This is a genomic window from Pseudomonas sp. SCB32 (assembly GCF_009189165.1).
In the GTDB taxonomy this organism is placed as follows: domain Bacteria; phylum Pseudomonadota; class Gammaproteobacteria; order Pseudomonadales; family Pseudomonadaceae; genus Pseudomonas.
In genome coordinates this window covers 209,418-228,866 of record NZ_CP045118.1, presented here as the reverse complement: position 1 = coordinate 228,866, position 19,449 = coordinate 209,418, and the positions used below count along the sequence as shown (strand labels likewise).

Annotated in this window: 22 protein-coding genes; 8 read left to right on the top strand and 14 right to left on the bottom strand. The window is 66.2% G+C overall.

The genetic code is table 11. From position 1 onward, the window contains the following. Position 1: 1 nt before the first annotated feature. Positions 2-367, bottom strand: a complete 366-nt coding sequence (gene flgB, locus GA645_RS01090; protein WP_152219141.1) for a flagellar basal body rod protein FlgB — start codon at positions 365-367, stop codon at positions 2-4. A 75-nt stretch (positions 368-442) separates the two neighbouring features. Here flgB and flgA point away from each other — a divergent pair, with 75 nt between their 5' ends. Further along, positions 443-1,252, top strand: coding sequence for a flagellar basal body P-ring formation chaperone FlgA (flgA, locus tag GA645_RS01085; RefSeq protein WP_178119469.1), 810 nt, complete (start codon positions 443-445; stop codon positions 1,250-1,252). 33 nt (positions 1,253-1,285) lie between these two features. Here the strand turns inward: flgA and GA645_RS01080 are convergent, their stop codons facing one another. Beyond that, a complete protein-coding gene (locus tag GA645_RS01080; RefSeq protein ID WP_152219137.1) occupies positions 1,286-2,281 on the bottom strand; it encodes an ATP-grasp domain-containing protein in 996 nt (331 codons plus the stop codon). A 384-nt stretch (positions 2,282-2,665) separates the two neighbouring features. On the opposite strand from GA645_RS01080, the gene lafA reads away from it, so the two are divergent. The 3 genes from lafA to GA645_RS01065 all read left to right on the top strand — a co-directional run bounded on the left by lafA (position 2,666) and on the right by GA645_RS01065 (position 5,184). Further along, positions 2,666-3,565: a lateral flagellin LafA gene (lafA, locus tag GA645_RS01075; RefSeq protein WP_152219134.1), complete on the top strand. Its 900-nt coding sequence runs from the start codon at positions 2,666-2,668 to the stop codon at positions 3,563-3,565. Between the two features lie 294 nt (positions 3,566-3,859). Beyond that, positions 3,860-4,708 carry a winged helix-turn-helix domain-containing protein gene (locus tag GA645_RS01070; protein ID WP_152219132.1) on the top strand — a complete coding sequence of 283 codons (849 nt, stop codon included), beginning with the start codon at positions 3,860-3,862 and terminating at the stop codon, positions 4,706-4,708. After that, positions 4,696-5,184, top strand: a complete 489-nt coding sequence (locus GA645_RS01065) for a hypothetical protein (protein WP_152219130.1) — start codon at positions 4,696-4,698, stop codon at positions 5,182-5,184. Before GA645_RS01070 ends, GA645_RS01065 begins: the two co-directional genes overlap by 13 nt. Positions 5,185-5,189: 5 nt before the next feature. Here GA645_RS01065 and GA645_RS01060 read toward each other — a convergent pair whose 3' ends face one another. From GA645_RS01060 to GA645_RS01015, 10 genes are all read right to left on the bottom strand, one after another. After that, complete coding sequence (locus tag GA645_RS01060; protein WP_152219128.1) at positions 5,190-6,188, bottom strand: OmpA family protein; 999 nt, start codon at positions 6,186-6,188, stop codon at positions 5,190-5,192. After that, positions 6,185-7,057, bottom strand: a complete 873-nt coding sequence (gene motA, locus GA645_RS01055) for a flagellar motor stator protein MotA (protein WP_152219126.1) — start codon at positions 7,055-7,057, stop codon at positions 6,185-6,187. The genes GA645_RS01060 and motA overlap by 4 nt, the downstream gene beginning before the upstream one ends. A 13-nt stretch (positions 7,058-7,070) precedes the next feature. Continuing rightward, on the bottom strand, positions 7,071-7,826 hold the full coding sequence (locus tag GA645_RS01050; RefSeq protein WP_152219124.1) for a FliA/WhiG family RNA polymerase sigma factor: 756 nt from the start codon (positions 7,824-7,826) through the stop codon (positions 7,071-7,073). A 6-nt stretch (positions 7,827-7,832) separates the two neighbouring features. Beyond that, positions 7,833-8,306: a flagellar basal body-associated FliL family protein gene (locus GA645_RS01045; RefSeq protein ID WP_152219122.1), complete on the bottom strand. Its 474-nt coding sequence runs from the start codon at positions 8,304-8,306 to the stop codon at positions 7,833-7,835. 44 nt (positions 8,307-8,350) lie between these two features. Then, the gene (locus GA645_RS01040; RefSeq protein ID WP_152219120.1) at positions 8,351-9,487 is read right to left on the bottom strand and encodes a flagellar hook-length control protein FliK; all 1,137 of its coding nucleotides are present in this window, start codon (positions 9,485-9,487) and stop codon (positions 8,351-8,353) included. Positions 9,488-9,502: 15 nt separating this feature from the next. Then, positions 9,503-9,820, bottom strand: a complete 318-nt coding sequence (locus GA645_RS01035; RefSeq protein ID WP_152219118.1) for a hypothetical protein — start codon at positions 9,818-9,820, stop codon at positions 9,503-9,505. Then, the gene (gene fliS, locus GA645_RS01030; RefSeq protein ID WP_152219115.1) at positions 9,804-10,202 is read right to left on the bottom strand and encodes a flagellar export chaperone FliS; all 399 of its coding nucleotides are present in this window, start codon (positions 10,200-10,202) and stop codon (positions 9,804-9,806) included. Before fliS ends, GA645_RS01035 begins: the two co-directional genes overlap by 17 nt. Beyond that, positions 10,199-11,542 carry a flagellar filament capping protein FliD gene (fliD, locus tag GA645_RS01025; RefSeq protein ID WP_152219114.1) on the bottom strand — a complete coding sequence of 448 codons (1,344 nt, stop codon included), beginning with the start codon at positions 11,540-11,542 and terminating at the stop codon, positions 10,199-10,201. Before fliD ends, fliS begins: the two co-directional genes overlap by 4 nt. A gap of 307 nt (positions 11,543-11,849) precedes the next feature. Continuing rightward, the gene (gene mdtI / locus GA645_RS01020; protein ID WP_152219111.1) at positions 11,850-12,179 is read right to left on the bottom strand and encodes a multidrug/spermidine efflux SMR transporter subunit MdtI; all 330 of its coding nucleotides are present in this window, start codon (positions 12,177-12,179) and stop codon (positions 11,850-11,852) included. Then, positions 12,173-12,472, bottom strand: a complete 300-nt coding sequence (locus GA645_RS01015; RefSeq protein WP_372239826.1) for an SMR family transporter — start codon at positions 12,470-12,472, stop codon at positions 12,173-12,175. The genes mdtI and GA645_RS01015 overlap by 7 nt, the downstream gene beginning before the upstream one ends. A gap of 530 nt (positions 12,473-13,002) precedes the next feature. Here GA645_RS01015 and GA645_RS01010 point away from each other — a divergent pair. Continuing rightward, positions 13,003-14,646 (top strand): SulP family inorganic anion transporter, encoded by a 1,644-nt coding sequence (locus GA645_RS01010; protein WP_152219107.1) that lies wholly within the window; start codon positions 13,003-13,005, stop codon positions 14,644-14,646. A gap of 1 nt (position 14,647) precedes the next feature. Further along, the gene (locus GA645_RS01005; protein ID WP_152219105.1) at positions 14,648-15,313 is read left to right on the top strand and encodes an HAD family hydrolase; all 666 of its coding nucleotides are present in this window, start codon (positions 14,648-14,650) and stop codon (positions 15,311-15,313) included. 4 nt (positions 15,314-15,317) lie between these two features. Here the strand turns inward: GA645_RS01005 and GA645_RS01000 are convergent, their stop codons facing one another. Continuing rightward, positions 15,318-16,268 carry an adenosine deaminase gene (locus GA645_RS01000; protein ID WP_152219103.1) on the bottom strand — a complete coding sequence of 317 codons (951 nt, stop codon included), beginning with the start codon at positions 16,266-16,268 and terminating at the stop codon, positions 15,318-15,320. A 191-nt stretch (positions 16,269-16,459) separates the two neighbouring features. Between GA645_RS01000 and GA645_RS00995 the strand changes: the two genes are divergently transcribed. Both GA645_RS00995 and GA645_RS00990 read left to right on the top strand, forming a co-directional pair. Next, complete coding sequence (locus GA645_RS00995) at positions 16,460-17,542, top strand: calcium:proton antiporter (protein WP_152219101.1); 1,083 nt, start codon at positions 16,460-16,462, stop codon at positions 17,540-17,542. Between the two features lie 2 nt (positions 17,543-17,544). Beyond that, on the top strand, positions 17,545-18,054 hold the full coding sequence (locus GA645_RS00990; protein ID WP_152219099.1) for a nucleoside 2-deoxyribosyltransferase: 510 nt from the start codon (positions 17,545-17,547) through the stop codon (positions 18,052-18,054). Positions 18,055-18,383: 329 nt separating this feature from the next. On the opposite strand, the gene GA645_RS00985 is transcribed toward GA645_RS00990, so the two are convergent. Continuing rightward, positions 18,384-19,409 carry an energy transducer TonB gene (locus GA645_RS00985; RefSeq protein ID WP_152219097.1) on the bottom strand — a complete coding sequence of 342 codons (1,026 nt, stop codon included), beginning with the start codon at positions 19,407-19,409 and terminating at the stop codon, positions 18,384-18,386. Positions 19,410-19,449 lie beyond the last annotated feature (40 nt).

The window sequence follows — 19,449 nt, the reverse complement described above, 5'->3', positions numbered from 1 at the left end:
GTCAGCGTCCTTCGATGGCCTGCTTGAGGCCGCGGAATTTCAGGGTCAGGAAGGTCAGGCTGGTCTGGAAATCCATCGCGTTGCGCGAGAACTCCGCCTGCTCGGTGGCCAGCTCGACGCTGTTGCCGTCCTGGGAGGGCTGGTTGGGGATGCGGTACTTCAGGTCCGGGCGCGCCGGGCCGGTGCTGGCCAGCAGCGCACTGGCGCCGTCCTGGTGCTGCATCTCGGCGGCGAAGTCGATGTCCCGCGCCTTGAAGCCGGGGGTGTCCTCGTTGGCCAGGTTCGAGGCCAGGATTTCGCTGCGCTGCATGTGCAGCGACAGGGCCCTCTCGTGGATACCCAGGGTCTCGTCAAACCGTATACTCATTCCCGCAACCCACTCTCATCGTTCGGCGTGCGTGGCGACAGAGCACAAAGCATGCCGACCCCTTCAGGTCGCTTCATGTCGTTGATTTACAAGGCTTTATGCGCCATCTCCGGCGGCGCGCGCAACGCTGCGCTTCCGCTTTGGGCACACCCTGCAGGCGGATGCGGAAAAGTCCTTTCCGCCTGCTTCCTCCTCGCGCTTGCGGCGCTCGGCCACGCCCAGGAGCAGGCCCAGGACGCACGTGCGCAGCTGGACGCCGCCGCCCAGCGCATGATCGCCGCCGAGCTGAAAGGCACCGCGCAGAAGGAAGGCTGGAAAGGCATGACCTTCAGGGTGGAGAACAACCTGCCCAACAGCCTGGGCAAGCTCCCCGCCTGCCCGAGCGACCCGCAACTGCGAAGCAGCGAAGCCCCCGCGACGCCCAGCGCCCGACGCCGTTTCGAGGCGAACTGTCCGGGGCAGCCGGGCTGGCCGGTGTACTTCACCAGCCAGCCGACGCTGTACCTGCCTGCGGTGGTCGCCGGTGGCGAGATCGAGCGCGGCCAGACACTGGAGGCGGGCCAGTTGAAGCTCGCGCCGCAGCAGATCGGCAAGAGCGCGCGGACCTACTTCACCCGGGTCGAGGACGTGGTCGGCATGACTGCCCGCCGCCGCATCCGCGCCGACCAGCCGCTGACCCCTGCGCTGCTCGACGGTGCGCTGCTGGTGCGTCGCGGCCAGCAGGTGAAGATCGTCGCCAGCCAGGACGGCATCCAGGCCAGCGCCGCTGGCGAGGCACTGGCCAACGGCAAGCAGGACGAGGTGATCCGGGTGAAGAACCTGCGCAGCCAGAAGGTCATCGAGGCGAAGGTGATGGAGTCGGGCGTGGTGAGCAGCCTCTTCTGAAGCGGCCCAGCAGGCCCGACGGAAGCTGCGCCCTCAGGTTCCGCTGACGGTGGTGACTTCCACGTAGTGCCGTGCATGGATGGCTGGCGCCGGCACGACCGGTGCGTCCAGCTCGCCTCCCGAGAAGCAGCGGAAGTGGTTGAGCACCATGTCGTAGCCGGAGAGATAGCTGAAGGCGATCCCGCCGGAGAACCTCGGGTTGACGTCCATCAGCAGCGCCTCGCCGTCGTGCACGAGGAACTCCATGTTGATGCAGCCATTCACCCCCAGCACCTCGGCGACCCGGCCCGCCGCCTCGACCAGCGACGCATCGGGCAGCATCCGCACGGTCAGCCCGGCGCCAGTGGGCGTGCGAATCAACTCCTGCCGGGCCATGCCCGCCCACTGCCCGGTACTGGCCTGCCGCACCACGTCGACGACGCACACTTCGCCAGGCAGCAGCGGCTGCACGATGTAGTCGCGACCCTGGCACTTGTCCTGGATGTAGCGCAGGTAATCCGCATCCTGGATGCGCACCAGCCCCTCGCTATTGCGACCGTCGCACGGCTTGGCGATCAGCGGCAGCTCCAATCCCGGCACCGGCAGGTCCTGCAGGCGCCAGGTGGGAATGGCGCGGATGCCCTGGACGTCCTGGAACGCCTGGTAGACCAGCCACTTGTCGCGGCTGACGCGGATGCTCTCCAGCGGCGGCATGCACAGGGTGATGCCGCGGGAGGTGAAGGCCTCATGATGCAGCGCGAACGCATCGACCTCGGGATCGATCATCGGCAGGACGTGGGTCACCCGCTCGGCGTCGCAGATCTCCAGGATGCGGCGGACATAGGCGTCCACCTCGCGCGCGGGCGGCACCTGGTAGGCGACATCCAGCAGGGCCGAGGTGGCGCACCACTCCGCTGGCCGATAGTTGGTCCCCAGCAGTCGCGCATCCGTATGACGACGCAGTGACGCGATCACCGCCTCGGCGCAGAAGGCGCCGGTGGCCGTGATCAGGCAGGTGGGGGAGGAAACGCCGCCAAGTAGCGTGCTCATGCACAAACCCCGCTGGCAAAACGCCGGAACAGCTCAACCGGAAAGTGAGTTCCCATTGCCTGACGGCCTCGTGCGCAATCGACCTGCTGCCCCCTGGCACCCCGCTGGCCATAAAAGAATCGGCCAGCGGCAACCTCAAGCGTAGCCGTGAACCCGCCAGCGGGGAGGCGCAAGCCCCGGCCAGGGTGGTGAAAACAGGCCTGAGCCTCGCTCCGGCCGGGTTGCCACTCGTCAGGTCCGGCAGTGGCGGAACACGTGGCAGCCCCGCCGGAATCCCCGCGCCAAAAATTTCGCCCGGCCATTTAATCCTTCCCCGGGAGCTGTCGCCTTACCCCTTCAGCAGGCACAACGCCGGCTTCATTCAGCTCACTTAGGAAGTCCACCATGGCCTTGTCGATTCAAACCAACTACTCCTCCCTGATCACCCAGACCAGCCTGAGCAAGACCAACAGCTCGCTGTCCACCAACCAGCAGCGTCTGGGCACCGGTCTGCGCATCAACTCCGCCGCTGACGACGCCGCTGGCCTGCAGATCGCTACCCGTCTGAACGCCCAGTCCCGCGGCATGAACGTCGCCATGCGCAACACCAGCGATTCCATCTCGATGCTGCAGACCGCCGAAGGCTCCTTCAGCGAAGTGACCGACATCCTGCAACGCATGAAGGACCTGGCCACCCAGTCCTCGAACGACACCAACAGCCAGAAAGACCGCGACGCCCTGCAGGCCGAATACGACCAGATGGGCTCCGAGCTGGCCAACATCATGAAGAACACCTCGTACGCCGGCGACAAGCTGTTCAGCGACGGCACCGCCATCGACGGCACCAAGGGCAAGTTCTCCGCCGCCATGAGCTTCCAGATCGGCGCCACCTCCGGCGAGAAGCTGAACCTGGACATCAGCACTGCCCTGGGTAGCGCCCTGGGCACCGGCGGCCTGACCGACGTTTCGTCGTTCTTCGCCACCACCGCTCCGACCACAGCCGGCACCGAGATCGCTTCGGGCGCCTCCGCCAACACCACCATCGACACCATCAGCACCGCGCTGGACAACATCGGCTCCCTGCGTGCGCAGTTCGGTGCGAACATCAACCGCCTGCAGCACACCTCGAACAACCTGGCCAACATGAAGGACAACACCGAGCTGGCCAAAGGCCGTATCATGGACGCCGACTTCGCGACCGAAAGCGCCAACATGAGCAAGAACTCCATGCTGATGCAGTCCGGCATCTCCATGCTCAAGCAGGCTGGCCAGATGCCCAGCATGATCATGGGCCTGCTGGGCTAAGGCGAAACCTTTCGCGCAGCGCCCCCCGCCCCGCGCGAAACTCGCCACGCATGACGCCCCGCAGGCCGGGGCGTCATGCTGTCTGCGGGTACGCAGCCCCAGGCAAAAGGCGTATTGCCACCATACGAGCCGCTCTGGCTCGCGACTTCGAATTTCGCGCAAGAATTGCAAGCACGGCGGTGCAAAATTCAGAACTTGCACCAACATTTTTCTGACGTCAAAATGCCGCCCCTGCCTCCATCCACACATGGAGCTTTCCCCGCGACCGTCAAGGAAGCGGCTCGCAAGGGCAAGATGAGCACACTCACTCCAACGCTTGCGGAGAGCCGGGCCTCCATCGCCTGTCTGACCCTCCGCACCGGCCGTTCCGATTGCATCGCGCAGTTCTATCCAGCGCTCTATCAGCTCGACCTCGACCGTGACGGCCAGGTGGAGCGTATCGACCTGGGCTTTTCCGGGAGCCGGGTGCTCGAACGCCTGCTGCAGACGCCGGGGGACGTGGTCGCCCGCGATGAGCTGCTGACCCACGCCTGGTCGGACCGCGTGGTCGGCCAGGGCAGCCTGAACCAGCAGATCTACACCCTGCGCCAGGTGTTGGCGGACGAGAAGCAGCGGCAGATCATCCAGACCCTGCCCCGTCGCGGCTACATGTTCAACCCGCAGTACCTGGCGAACACGGCGGCAGAGCCGGAGTCGGAACAGAAGGTGGACAGCGCCGATGCCGCGCCGGCCTTCATCCCGCGGGAGCCCACGCAAAAGAAGCCCGAAGCGAACCGACAGCGGCGTCTGAAGTTCGTCGCCGCCAGCCTGTGCACGCTCGGCCTGCTGGTACTCGCCGGCGCCCTTTACCACACCCAGTTGCGCAACCCGGTACTCACCGCGGAGCAGAAACTCGGACCGCTGCAGATCACCTACGTGGAAGACAACGAGCAGGAGCTCCAGCGGCTGATGCAGGACACCCGGCAGTTGGCCAGGCAGCTATCCGAACTGGCAACCCGCCCTATCGGCCTGCTGCTGCACATGACGTCGGGCTTCTACGAGCTGGTGTGCGTGCAGCCCGAGGGCCGCTCCAACTGGCTGCTGATCCATGAGAGCCAGATCGCCCGGATTTCCCAGGAGCAGCTGCGCAAGTGCCTGAACTGATCCTACGCCGCGAGGCCGGCGTGGCTCGCCGCTGCCTGCTGATTTCCCTGGTGGGCGTCGCCTGCCTCGCGCTGGCGCTGTACCTGCTGTGGCGCCACGCACAGAACACCTCGGCCATCGATGGCCGCTACGCCTCTACCGGCCAGGTCGTGCTCAGCACCGGCAGGGTGCTGGATATCGCCCAGACCACCATGTTCCACGAGGGGCGCTTCTACTCGATGATCCAGCAGGACGCGAACATCCTCGAGGTCTCCGGCCTGCTCGGCAGCGACCTGCGCGGGCGCTACCAGCTGCAGGTGGAGGAAAACAGCATCAGCAACCTGCGCGCCGACAGCGGCCTGGACAACGAGCTGATCTTCAGCCTGCTCTATGGCCGCCAGCGCGGCGCACGCATCACCCTCGAACCCCTGGGCGGCTGCCTTTACGGCGTGGAGACGCGCCAGGTGTTCTGTCCCCGCCAGCTGCGCGGCCACTGATCCGCTTACGGCGTGGCCGGTGCAGCCGGGACGGTCGCCGACACTGGCGCTGGCGCCGCTTCAGCCGGCTTGGGCGTGACCAGCTGCGCGCCGGAGCTGGAGTAATGCACCTGTGCATAACTCTCGCCGAAGATCTCCCGGTACAGGCTCTCCGCGCGCTGGGTCAGCAGGAGAATCTCGATGCGCCGGTTGGCGCCGTTTTCCGGGTCCTCCGGACGTAGCGGCATGACGTCGGCCTGGGCCGCCACCTGCAGTACCCGGGCGGCCGGCAAGCCGCTGTCGACCATCACATTGCGCGCGCGCAGGGCGCGGTCGCCGGAGAGGTTCCAGTTGTTGTAGCCATCGGGACGGCGGTACTGCACCGCATCAGTGTGGCCACTCAGGATCAGCTTGTTCTGCACCTTCGCCAGCACGCCGGAAAGCGCGCCGAGCAAGGTCTGGAAATGCGGATCGAGGGCCGCCTTGCCACGCTCGAACATGAACCGCTGCTGGTCATCCTTGATCAGGATGCGCAGGCCCTGGGGGACCACCGTCACCTCGATGTTGGCCAGGGCGTCGACCTTGCCGGATACCTCGCGGATCAGCTCGGCCAGCTCGCGCAGGTCGTCATTGCTGTCGTACTGGCGGCCCTCGCCTTGCTGCTGGGTGGCATGCTCCCCGCTCTGCTCGCCGGCCTTGTTCCTGGCCAGCGCCAGGTCGGGCGCCGGCCGCTCAGGCGTCTTCACCGGCTGCGGCATGCCGTCCAGCTCGAGGGGCGTGCGGCTGGCGCCATCGAACACGCCGGCGCCGCCATCCACCACCGGGTTGACGTCCCGGTCACCGACCGCGATCGGCTGCGAGTTGACCTGCGGCTGGATGATCCACAGCACCATGAACAGCGCCATCATCGCCAGGGTGAAGTCGGCGAAGGCTACCTTCCAGGCACCGCCATGTTCGTCTTCGTGGCCCTTCTTGCTGCGGCGTTTGACGATGATCTCGCCATGCTTGTCGGCGCGTTTCTTCATGCGACGTCCCGCTCTTCCTCATAGCGGGTAACCCAGGTCTCCAGCTGCTTGAAGGCCGGTTTCACATCCTGCTCGATCAGCTTTCGCCCGGCGTCCACCGCCAGCAGCGTGGGCTTGCCGGCGACATGGGCGACCAGCGTGGTCCGCACGCACTCCAGCGCCGACAGCTCGGTCTTCACGCGCTGCGACATGGCGTTGGACAGCGGGTCCATAAGGCAGTAGCAGACGAAGATGCCGAAGAAGGTGCCGACCAGGGCGGCGGCCACGTGGGCGCCGATCTCCGCCACCGAGCCGCCGATGTTGCCCATGGTGATGATGATGCCCATGATCGCCGCGAGAATGCCGAAGCCCGGCATCGCCTCACCGACCTTGTGCAGCGACTTGGACGGCTGCAGCAGGGCGTGTTCCATGGCATCCAGCTCCTGTTCGAGGAAGCCTTCGAGTTCGTGGGCGCTGATCTTGCCCATGGCCATGAGGCGGAAGTTGTCGGCGATGAACGCCATCAGGTTCTTTTCCTGGAGGATCAGCGGGTACTTGGCGAACAGCTCGCTTTGCTCCGGCTCCTCGATGTGCGCGTCGAGCACCTTCAGGCCACCGACGTCGACCATCTCCAGCAGTTCGTAGAGCAGCATCAGCAACTGGCGCTGGAATTCCTCGCCACGGCGTTTGAAGACGAACACGCCCTTGATCTGCGAGCACATTTCCAGCAGCACTTCGCGCGGGTTGGCGACGACAAGGGTGCCCAGGCCGGCGCCGAGGATGATGACGATCTCCGCCGGCTGCCAGAGTGCGCGCATGTCGCCATGGGCCATGGCGTAGCCGCCGAGGACGCAGGCGATGATGATCAGGGCACCGATGATTTTCTGCATAGGTCTGGGTTCTTCAGGGGGTGTCGGGGTCGTTGAGGAAACGGCTGCATTTGCCGATCGCCTGCTTCATCAGCTGGCAGATGCGCGCATCGGTCAGCTCCAGTACCAGGGCGATTTCCTTGAGGTTCAGCTCGTGCTGGTAGTACAGGTTGAGGATCAGCCGCTCGCGCTCGTTGAGGCGCTCCAGCGCCTGGGCCAGCAGGCGCTCCTTGAACACCCGCTCTTCCAGCGCATCGCCGCTGCCCTGAACGCCTTCATGGCCGCTCTGCAGCAGCGCATCGAAGCTCTCGATGGCCTCGGAGGATTCGGCGCGCAGGTAGTCCTGGTAGCCCGCCTCGTCGAGGCCGGTGGCGGCCAGCACTTCCTCGTCGCTCGGCACGCGGCCGAGCTTTCGTGCCAGGGCGCGGATGGTGTCGCGCACCTTGTGCGCCTGCTGGCGAACCTGGCGCGGGCGCCAGTCCTGGCGGCGCAGCTCGTCGAGAATCGCGCCACGGATACGCAACGCGGCGAAGCGGCCGAACTGCTCGTCCGGCTCGCCATAGCGGCGCAGGCCTTCGAGCAGGCCCATCAGGCCGATCTGTTCCATGTCCTCGCGATCCAGCACCTGGTTGGCCTGCAGCGACAGCTGGCTGACGATGCGCCGCACCAGCGGCAGGTACTGCATCATCCAGCGCTGCTCGGCAACCGGGGACAGGCGCGCATGGCCCCCCCCGTGGTCGCCAGCGTAGGCGCTGCCGTAGTCGTAGGCGGGATCGCGAAGGGCGTGCATGGCGGCTTACTGGACGATCATCTTGCTGAGCAGCACGTGCTCGAAGGGCACCACCACCTTGCGCGCGGAGAAGTCGTCGATCACCGCCTTTTCCAGGCGCGCCTGCACCTCGCCGATGGGCATGGCGCGCAGGGTCTCGAACTTCTCCGGGGTCAGGTTGGACACCACCGAGCTGCGCACCATGGGCGCCACGCTTTCCAGCTTCTTGCGGTCCTGGTCGGCCGTGGCCTGCAGCACCAGGTCGATCACGAAGTAGTGCTCGCGGTCATCGCCGCGCGAACTCACGATGATCTTCTCCACCGGCACGAAGAGGTACTCGGCACTCTCTTCCTCCGGCTTGGCGTCCTCCTTGCCGGCTTCAGCGGCGGCCGCCGGGGCGAGGCTGGCGGACTTGATCATCTTGTAATTGACGAACACGCCACCCAGCACGACGGCGATATTCACGATGAGCATCAGTACAACGAGGCGCGACGTGGACATGGGGTATCTCGAAAAATCCTGTGGGAGTGCGGGCCGCGCGCGGCCTACACGGTGATCAGTACATCGCTGTCGCCACGCGGCGCGGCGCGTTCGCCGACCTGCGCGTCGCGCGGATTGGCGGAAACCGCGAGCTGTTCCTGCTCGAAGCGCTGGCGGTTCTGCTGGCCGTTCTGGCCCGAGTCGGCGGACACCTGCACGTTGACCTGCAGGAAGTTGTGCCCGACCAGCTCCTGGCGCAGGCGCTCGCTGGTCTGCTGGAGCATGCGCACCACCTCGCCGTGGGAGGCGGAGATCTGCACGTTGAGCTGACCCGCCTCATGGCGCACGAGGATTTCCATCGCGCCCAGCTCCGGCGGGTCGAGGCGGATCGTGGCGTTCTGCACGCGCTGGCCAAGCTGCAGCTCGACGTTGTCGCGCAGCGCCGTGACCATCTGCTCGCCCCAGTGGGCATCGTCGCCCTTGAGGTGCAGCAGCTTGTCGAACAGCGGCGTCGTGCTTGCCTGCGCATTGGCCGGCGCGCTGCCGTCGCTGCCCGGCAACCGCACATCGACGGCAGCGCTGGGCAGTTGCGGCGCAGTGGCGTCCGGCGTGGCCGACGCGGCGGCGAGGTGCTGCTGCAGCAGCGTCTGCGCCTGGCTCTGGGTGGTCTCACGTGGAGCGGGAGCCGTGGGTTTGCCGGCATCGTCCTGCGGTTCGGCGGGCGGCAGCAGGACGTCTTCCGGCGGCACCGCGGACGGCGCGGGCTGTGCGCGGGACTCGACGGCCTGGGTGGCCTGAGTGGCGAAACCGGCAACACGCGCGGAAGTCTCTGCCGGCGGATTGTCGCGCGCCTGCACGATCAACCCGGCCTGGCTGAGCATCCCGGCCAGCCAGTTTTCCGCACCGGAGGGAGACGCCTCCTGCGCTGGCGGGGTGGAGGCGTCGGCATCGGCACTTTCCGGCGTCACGGCTTCGGGCAGGACCGGTTGCGCGCTGCTCGCCGGCTGCGCCGAGTCGTCGGTCTGCGCGGTGTCGAACTGGGTGAGGAAGGATTGCACCGTGATCGTCCGCGCCTCGGCGTTCGCCTGTCCCTGCTGCGCGCGGGAGCCGGAGACGTTCGCAGCAACGGCGGAACCCGCCGCGCGGGCGTCGGCCACCGGGCGGTCGCCACCAGCGGCGACGACGGGGATGGGCTGGGTCATCAGCTGGATCACGGTCTATCGCCCCTCCGGGAGCATATCCACCTGCATGTACGCCGAACGGCCTTCGGCGTACTCCAGGTGCGACAACAGCAGGCGGCGCAGGCGCTCGCACTCCGCCGCGCAGGCCTGCGACGCGTCTTCATGCAGGTGTTTCAGGCGTTTCTTGGCCAGCAGCACATCGGCCGCCAGGCCCGGCTGCGACGCCATCGCCACCAATTGCGCGCGGATCGCCAGGTCGATCTGACCCATGGCGCTCCAGTCCTTGCGCTGCAGCGCTGCGCCGAGCTGTTCGTACAGCTCGAGCAGGCGCTGGCGATCATCCACGTGTGGCACTCACGCCCTCCCAGCCTTCGCGCAGGATGCCCAGCAGGCGCACCACTTCATCGATGCCGACAACGTCCAGCGAAACGCTGACGTCGGAGAGGCGATAGATGCAGTAGTCGTAGAGCCTCGCCAGCCCCTGGACCACTTCGCCGCCATTCTCGTAGTCGAGCGCGCCGCTCAAGCCATTGAGGATGTTCAGGCACTTTTCCAGGGAGCGCCCCTTCTGCTGGTAGCGCTTGTGCTCGATGTGCCCGCGCGCGCGGGCCAGCTCATCGAGCAGGCCATCGAACAGCACCAGGACCAGTTCATAGGGCGACGAGGCGGCGGCCTTGGCCTCCAGGTCGACCATCCGGTAGCTGTCGTAGCTCTCGTTCATTGCGTAGCCGCTCATCCGAACATCCCACTGGTCTGACTCATCGACTGCATCGTCTGCATCATCGAGGTGTATTGCTTGAGGTAACGCGCGTAGTAGCTGTCGTACTGCTTCTGCAGCGTGTCGTAGTCATCGTTCACGCGGCGCAGGCCGTTGTTCAGCGTGTCCTTGCGGGACTTCATCACGCCGTTTGCGCTGTTGGTGTAGAGCGCGATGTTCTTGTCCAGGCTGTCGAGCAGGTTGCCCTTGCCGAGGAACAGCTTGTCCAGGCCCTGCGGGTCGCTGGCAACGGCCTTTTCGAAGCGTTTGGTATCGAGCGTCAGCTTGCCGTTACGGTCGGCGCTGACACCGAGATTGATCAGGTTGGTGCCGCCGAAGGTGGTGCGCAGCAGCTGGTTGAGGCTGTTGTCGATGGCGCGCACGCTGGAGTCGCCAGCCAGCGCGCCACGGGCGTTGCCGTTCTGGTCACCGCTGGCGGTCAGGGTGTCGATCTGGCTGGCCAGGGCGTTGTAGGCGTCGATGAAGCCCTGCAGCTTCTTGGTGGTGGCGCTCTTGTCCTGGGCGATGGTCATGGAGATCGGCTGCTCGCCGGACTTCTGCGCCTGGGTGAAGGTCACGCTCACACCATCGATGATGTTGTCGAAGCTATTGCTGGCGTTGGTCATCAGCATGCCGCTCTCGCCGCCCAGGCGGACGCGGGCATCCTGCGCCTTGGACAGTTCCTGCGGATTGGCCAGCGCGTTCTCGAAGGCGCTGTTGGCGGTAGAGGTACCGCTGAGCGAGAGGCCGATGGCATTGGCCGCGCCGCTCTTATCCGCGCCCAGCACCAGCGAAACCTGGCCATTGCTGCGCACCAGGGTGGCTTTCACACCGGTGTTGTCGGTGGCCTTGTTGATCGCCGCCGCCAGCTCGTCCAGGGAGTTGCTGCCGTCGCCATCGCTGTCGATCTTGCTCAGGTCGATGTCGAAGGACTTGCCGTTCTGGCTCAGGGTCAGGGTGCCCTGGGTGTCGATGTCGCCCGCTTGCAGCCCGGAGAAGGACAGCTGGTGCGAGGTGGCCAGCTGTTCGACGAAGAAATCGTACTTGCCGGCCACCGCGGTACTGCCCACCGTCGCGGTGAGGTAGCCGTCCTTGCTCATCGTGGCGCTGTTGACCAGCATGCTGGCGTCGGTGGCCTTGTTGAGGCCTTTCACCGCCGAGGCGAAGGTCTTGAGCGCGGACTCCAGCGAGGTCACCGCCGTGAGCTGCGACTGGTACGAGGCCTTGTTGCGATCGGCCTTGCTCAGCCCGTTCTGGACCTCATAGGTGGCCAGTTGCTGGGCCATCTGTTTGACGTAGTCGGAATCTATCGTGGACATCTGAAAACACCCCTTTGCTGCCCGAGAGCAATATCGATGCCAATGGCCGGAGCCCCTATCCACGGGGCTTTGCGAGAAATCCATGCAGAAGCTCGGCTTCCGCCCGGACGTTCGTCGCACGTACCGGGAAGCGGTGTTTCCGCCTGGACGCGCAGCCTTCGCTGCAGAGATAGGGCGACCGGGGCGAGGGATTGCTTAAGCGGGGCGTACCTGGACCAGTGCGCGACCCTCGCGACGCCAGAACGACAGCCATGAAAAAGGCGAAGCCCCCTTTCGGAGGCTCCGCCTTTGGGTCACTGCAAGGGGATCAGGCCAGCTTCAGCAGGCCCATGCCCACGATCAGCATCACCAGGCCCAGCCAGCCGCGCCAGGCCAGGCGCTGACCGAACAGGGCCCAGCCCATGGCCACGGTGGCGAGGATGCCGAAGCCACCCCACACCGCATAGGCCACCGACAACTCGATGCCACGCACCGCCTGGGACAGTGCGGTGAACGCGCCCAGCACGAAGAGAATCGAGGTGACGCCCAGGATGCGCTTGCGGAAGCCGTCGGAGTACTTCAGCAGCAGGTTGGCGATCACTTCCAGGACGATGGCCAGGCCCAGCCAGGCCATCGGAATCAGGTCATGGTTCAGCATGTTGCGGCCTCCATGCCGGTCTCACGCTCGCTCTTGCGGGTGCCGGACTTCACCAGCAGGATGCCGGCGATCATCACGACCAGGCCCAGAGCCTTCTCCAGGGTCAGGTCCTCGCCCAGCCAGGCGGCACTGACCAGCGAGATCAGCACGATGCCGATGCCTTCCCAAAGGGCGTAGGCCACACCCACCGGCACATGCTTGATGGCCAGGGACAGGAAGTAGTACGACAGGCCGACCATCAGGTACATCAGCAGCAGACCCGCAACCGGGTACAGCGCATGGGTCAGTTTCATCGAAGTGGTGCCAACGACTTCAAAGCCGATGGCGGCAAACAGATAGATCCAGGAACGCATGGTGCAAGCCCTCCCACGGGCGGCCGCGCGCAATCGCAATCTCGCGAGGAGCATCCTTGCGGCGGTTTCGGTTCGGGTTCGGTGGCGCCGACTCGGGCGGCGAGGTTCGCCGCGCTTGGCGCCACCAACAGGTAGCTGCCGTTGGGAGGGGCTAGAGGTCGCCGGTCCAGTAACGCTCGCGCGAAACCAGGCGGGAAGTGGGGAGAGGTAGAGCCTTGATGTTCAACATAATGAACACATTGTGCCAATTTTCGGGGCGACTGGCAAATCGACGCCGTCAATTTCAGGTATGAATGCCCATATATAGGCGTCCAGAGAGTAGGCCGGACACCGCGCGCCATCAGGGGTCGTGCAATATTCTGTTCACCCGACTCAGCCTGCGACAGCACGCCGCGGCCATGACCTGCGCCAGCGCCCGGCCACGCGCCGGCCTGTTAGTATCAACAGCCAGGACCCTGTCGGAGACTGCAATGATCGCCCTGCGAGACGCCTGGAAGGCCGGCCTGTTCGGCCGCGAGCACTGGACACGCAACCTGGTGGCCGGGGTGATAGTCGGGGTGGTGGCGCTGCCGCTGGCCATGGCCTTTGCCATCGCCAGTGGAGTGAAGCCGGAACAGGGCATCTATACGGCGATCCTGGCCGGTGCGCTGGTGTCGCTGCTGGGCGGCAGCCGGGTGCAGATCGCCGGTCCCACCGGCGCCTTCATCGTCATCCTTGCCGGGATCACCGCCAGGTACGGTGTCGACGGCCTGCAGATCGCCACGCTGATGGCTGGCGCCATTCTCGTGCTGCTCGGGGTGAGCCGGCTCGGCACCATCATCCGTTTCATCCCGGCACCGGTGATTGTCGGATTCACCGCCGGCATCGGGGTGATCATCTGGGTCGGCCAGTGGAAGGACTTCTTCGGCCTGCCCGCCGTCAGCGGTGAGCACTTCCACCAGAAGCTCTGGCACCTCTTGCAGGCGCTGCCACAGCTGCATCTCGCGACTACCGTTCTGGCGCTGCTGGGCCTGGCTCTGGTGCTCTTCACGCCGCGCATCAAAGCCTTGCACCGGGTGCCCGGCCCACTGGTCGCCATGGTAGTGGTGACGGCCATCCAGTCGCTGTTCCACTTCGACGGCGTCGCCACCATCGGCAGCGCCTTCGGCGGTATTCCCCAGGGCCTGCCAAGCTTCAGCCTGCCGGAGGTGACCCTGCCGCGCGTACTGGAGCTGATCGGCCCGGCTTTCGCCATCGCCATGCTGGGCGCCATCGAATCGCTGCTCTCGGCGGTGGTCGCCGACGGCATGGCCGGCACCCGCCACGACTCCAACCAGGAGCTGATCGGCCAGGGCATCGCCAACCTGGTCACTCCGCTGTTCGGCGGAATCGCCGCCACTGGCGCCATCGCCCGCACGGCCACCAATATCCGCAACGGCGGCAGCAGCCCATTGGCCGGGGTCACCCACGCCGTGACCCTGGTGCTGATCCTGCTGTTCCTCGCCCCGCTGGCCTCGAACATTCCGCTTTGCGCGCTGGCGGCGATCCTCTTCGTAGTGGCCTGGAACATGAGCGAGGCGCGGCACTTCCTGTTCATGGTCAGGCGCGCGCCACGCGCCGACGTGGCGATCCTGCTGATCACCTTCCTGCTCACGGTGTTCAGCGACCTGGTGATCGCGGTGAACATCGGCGTGATCCTCGCCATGCTGCACTTCATGCGGCGCATGGCGTCGTCGGTGGAAGTGCACGCTGACGAAGGCCCGGAGCTGGACGTGGAGCTGCGCGGCCGGGGTCTCGCCGAGCTGCCACCCGGCGTGCTGGTGTACAGCATCGAGGGACCGCTGTTCTTCGGCGCGGTGGAGACGTTCGAGCGCGCCCTGGCCCAGACCCACACCGATCCCAAGGTGCTGATCATCCGCCTGCGCCGCGTCCCTTTCATGGACATCACCGGCCTGCAGACGCTGCAGGAAGTGATCGAAGACCTCCAGCGGCGCGGCATCGAAGTGCGCCTGTGCGAGGCCAACGCGCGGGTGCTGGGCAAGCTGCGCAAGACCGGGATACTCGACGCGCCCAGAGCGGCGGGCTATCACCCCGATTTCCCCACCGCGCTGGCGGCCACGGTGGCCGGAGCCTGACATGGCCGGTCGGATCGACGCGCTGATCTTCGACTGCGACGGCACGCTGGTGGACAGCGAGCAGCTGTCCGCCGAACTGATCGTCCGGCTGCTCGGCGAGCGCGGCGTGCACACCTCGGTGGAGGCCATCCTGCCGATCTACCGGGGCGAACGCTTCCAGGACGTGGTGGAGCACCTGGGGCGACTTTATCCACAGGTGGCGCCATCCGACTTCCTTGCCAACTACCGTCAGCGCAGCCTGCCCTGGCTGCGCGCCCGGTTGCGGCCGATGCCCGGTGCGGTGGCGCTGGTGCGCCGGCTGCGGGTGGCAAAGTGCGTGGCCTCCAACGGCCCGCGCGACAAGATCGAGACCAGCCTGGACTGCGCGGGGTTGCTGGATGACTTTCGCGGGCGCGTGATCAGCGCCTATGACGTCGGCGCCTGGAAACCCGACCCCGAACTGATCCGCCACGCCGCCCGGCAGTTGGGCGTGGCGGCCGAACGCTGCCTGGTGGTGGACGACAGCCTTCCGGGCCTGCGCGCCGGTCTGGCGGCCGGTGCGCGGGTAGTCGGCTTCGGCGAACTGGATTTCAGCGGGCTCGGCGGCGAGTTCGCGCGGGCGAAGGACATGCGCGAACTGGGCCGCCTGCTGGACGGCCTGGGCCTGCTGGCGCCGCCCTCGCTCTGACGCGTTACTTCACCAGACGCGCATCCAGGCTGTTCTGCGCCAGCCGCTGCGCCTGTTCCTTCGTCATGCCCAGGTGCTCATGCAGGGCCTGGAAGTTCTCGGTGACGTAGCCGCCGAAGTAAGCCGGGTCGTCCGAGTTCACCGTCACCTTCACCCCGCGTTCGAGCATGTCGAGGATGTTGTGCTCGCGCATGTGGTCGAACACGCAGAGCTTGGTGTTGGACAGCGGGCAGACGGTCAGCGGGATCTGCTCGTCGATAATGCGCTGCATCAGCCGCTCGTCCTCTATGGCGCGCACGCCGTGGTCGATACGCTGGATCTTGAGCAGGTCCAGGGCTTCCCAGATGTACTCCGGCGGGCCTTCCTCGCCGGCGTGGGCGACGGTGAGGAAGCCTTCGGCGCGGGCGCGGTCGAACACGCGCTGGAACTTGCTTGGCGGATGGCCGACCTCGGAGCTGTCCAGGCCGACGGCGATGAAGGCGTCGCGGAACGGCAGGGCCTGCTCAAGCGTCTTGAACGCTTCCTCCTCGGACAGGTGGCGGAGGAAGCTGAGGATCAGCCCGTGGCGGATGCCCAGTTGCTTCTCGCCGTCTTTCAGCGCGCCCTGGATGCCGCGCAGCACCACCTCGAAGGGAATGCCGCGGTCAGTATGAGTCTGCGGGTCGAAGAACGGCTCGACGTGGATGACGTTCTGCGCCTTGCACTTCTGAAGGTAGGCCCAGGTCAGGTCGTAGAAGTCCTGCTCGGTGCGCAGCACGTCGGCGCCGGCGTAGTAGAGGTCGAGGAATTCCTGCAGGTTGTTGAAGGCATAGGCCCGGCGCAGGCTCTCGACATCTCCCCATGGCAGCGCGATCTTGTTGCGCTCGGCCAGGGCGAAGAGCAGCTCGGGCTCCAGCGAGCCCTCCAGGTGCAGGTGCAGTTCAGCCTTGGGCAGGGCGTTGAGCCAGTCGTACATGGTGAGATCTCGTTATCAGGCGGTCGGGGAAATTATCGCACGGCCCGGAGAAGGTGCAGATGAAGATGCCGATGACGGGCACCTCCCGCCGCCGTGATCTGTACCCAGGTCTCGCAGGCACGCCCCTGGTGTGCCTTCCGGGCATTGCCTAAGATGGCGCACTTGCTCCTGCCGGAAATGGATAGCCCTCGATGCTGCGCGCGCTCAAAGACGAAAAATTCCTCCTCCTCGCCCTGCTGGTGGCGATCGCGGTGTACCCGCTGGAGCACAGCCTGCTGGGCGGCGGCAAGATGCTCGCAGGGATCACCGCCACGGCCCTGCTGGCCGTGATCATCGGCGTCTCGCTGCGCGTGGCGCACCACGCCGAAATCCTCGCGGAGAAGGTCGGCGAGCCCTACGGCACCATGATTCTGACCCTGGCGGCGGTGCTGGTGGAAGTGGTGATCCTGGCGATCATGATGGGCCACAACCATTCGCCGACCCTGGCCCGCGACACCATCTACGCCGCGGTGATGCTGGACATGAACGGCATCCTCGGCCTGGCCGCGCTGCTCGGCGGCCTGAAGCACGGCGAGCAGTCGTACAACGACGATTCGGGCAAGACCTACGTGACCATGATCCTCACCGCCGTGGGCATCTCCATGGTGGTGCCGGAGCTGATCCCGGCCGAGCAGTGGAAGCTCTACTCGTTCTTCACCATCGGCTGCATGGTCATGCTCTACGCGCTGTTCCTGCGCATGCAGACCGGCCAGCACAGCTACTTCTTCAGCTACAACTACGCCGCCCACGGCGAACACGCCGAAGGCCACGAGGCAGCCGGCAACAGCAAGCAGTCCATGGGCCTGCTGGTGGTCGGCGTGGTGCTGATCGGCGCGCTGGCGGAGGTGATGTCCAAGGCCCTGGACGTCGGCCTGGAAGGCAGCGGCGTGCCGCCGATCGTGCCGGCGCTGCTGGTGGCGGCAATCTCCGCCAGCCCGGAAATCCTCACCGCCCTGCGCGCCGCGCTGGCCAACCGCATGCAGCCGGTGGTCAACATCGCCCTGGGCGCCTCGCTGTCCACCGTGATCCTCACCGTACCGGTGATCGAGGCCCTGGCGCTGTTCAAGGGCCAGCCGATCCAGATGGCGATGACGCCGCTGCAGACCGGCATGATGTTCATCACCCTGATGGTCGCCGGCTTCAACCTGCATGACGGCAAGACCAACGCCATCGAAGGCATGACCCACTTCGTGCTGTTTGCCACCTTCCTGATGTTGTCGCTGATGGGACTCTGACCATGCTCAAGATCTACCTCGCCGGCCCCGATGTGTTCCGCCCCGACGCCTTCGAACAGGGCGAACGGCTCAAGACCCTGTGCGCCGAGTTCGGCCTGCAGGGCCTCTATCCGCTGGATCACCAGGTGCCCGAGGGGATCGATCAGCCACAGGACCAGGCGCTGTGGATCTACCAGGCCAATCTCGCGCTGATCGCCGAGGCCGACGCGGTGGTCGCCAATCTCAATCCCTTCCGCGGCACTGAACCGGACAGCGGCACCGCCTTCGAACTGGGCTATGCCGCCGCCCTGGGCAAGCCACTGTACGGCTACATCCGCGAGGGCGGGAGCTGCGCCGAGCGCCTGCCCTGCGAGTGGAAGGGCCAGGAGCCGGGCCGCGACCGCGACGGCAACCAGGTGGAGGCCTTCGGCCTGCCGCTGAACCTGATGCTCGGCGTGCCGGTGCAGATCGCCGTGGGTGGGGCGAGGGAAGCGCTGGAGCTGCTGAAGGCGGAGTTGTTCCAGGAGGAATGAGTCGCCTTTCGTAGGAGCGGAGCTTCTCCGCGATCCGCCGGCAAGGCCGGCGTCAGGCGGTTCGCGAGCAAGCTCGCTCCTACAGAAAGCTGCCCGGCACCCTGCGAAGAGCAAGAACATCGCGGGCATGGCCCGCTCCTACAGGTTGGGGCCGGTGCCTCTCTCGTAGGAGCGGGCCATGCCCGCGATCAATGCTTCAGGCCACGCCGGGGGCGAACCGCAAGCAAGAACCTGGTGTCCCCTCGGCCTTGCGGAGAGCCCCTCGACACGGATTGCCGGCACCAAAAAACGCGCCCTGGGGCGCGTTTTTTATTGGCTGCGGAAAGGACTCAACGAGCCTTCTTCAACTCGAAATTGAACACCTTGGTCGCCTGACGCGCGACGATCCGGCCGCCGACGGTGCGGGGCTCGAAGCGCCATCTTTCCATGGCATCGCGCACGCTGCGCTCGAAGACGCGCGGTGGGGTCGACTCGAGGAACTGGATGTCGGTGATCCGGCCATCACTGGTGATGGTGAACAGCACCTTCACGTGTCCTTCGATCTGCTTGGACTGGGCCAGGCGCGGATAGGCCGGCGGGTCCATGCGCAGCGGCTTGATATCGCTGTCGTTGAGGCTGCCGGTCGGCAGGCCGGCGGGGCCCTGGGAGCCGGTGGGCGCCGATTGCGCGCCGGGGGTGGACTGGCCTACGGTCGGTGCCGCGGGGGGTGGCGGCGCAGCCGGGGTCGGTGGCGCGGTGGTTTCAGGCGCCGCTTCGGCCTCAGGCTCGGGCTTGGGTTTCGGCTTGGGCTTGGGCGCGACCTTGGGGATGGCCCTTTCCACCGGCTTGGGTTTCGGCTTGGGCTTTTCCACAGGCTTGGGCGGCTCGACCGGCTTGGGCGGCTCCGGTTCAGGCGGCGTCGGAACCGGCGCGGCCGCCGGCGGTTGCTGCACCGGCTCCGGCTTGGGCGGCAGGGTAACGACACTGACCTGCATCGCCTTGGGCGTTTCGCCCTGCCCCAGGTTCAGCTCCGCCGGCGAGGGCACGACCCAGAACAGCGCAGCGACTATGGCGACGTGCATGCCAATCGCCAGGCCCGAGGACTTCCACCAGCCCCCCGGGCGCGGCGGCTCCTCGCCCTCTTCCACGCCTTCCACGGGCAGGGCGTAGGGGATCAGCACCTCTTCGGGGATCACTTCCGCATCCCGCCGCTCACCCTCGCAACTGACCAGGCGCAGGTTGGCCTCGTTGACGCGCTGGGCGTTCACGCTGGGCAGTACGGCGCTGTCTTCCGCCACCGCTGCGGGAAACAGCGGGGCCTCGGCGGAGTCGGCAAGACGGGTGTCGGCCGCTTCGCGCAGTTGGGGTAACGACATGAGAATTCCTGCGGAAAGAGTTCAGGAAGCACTATCTTCT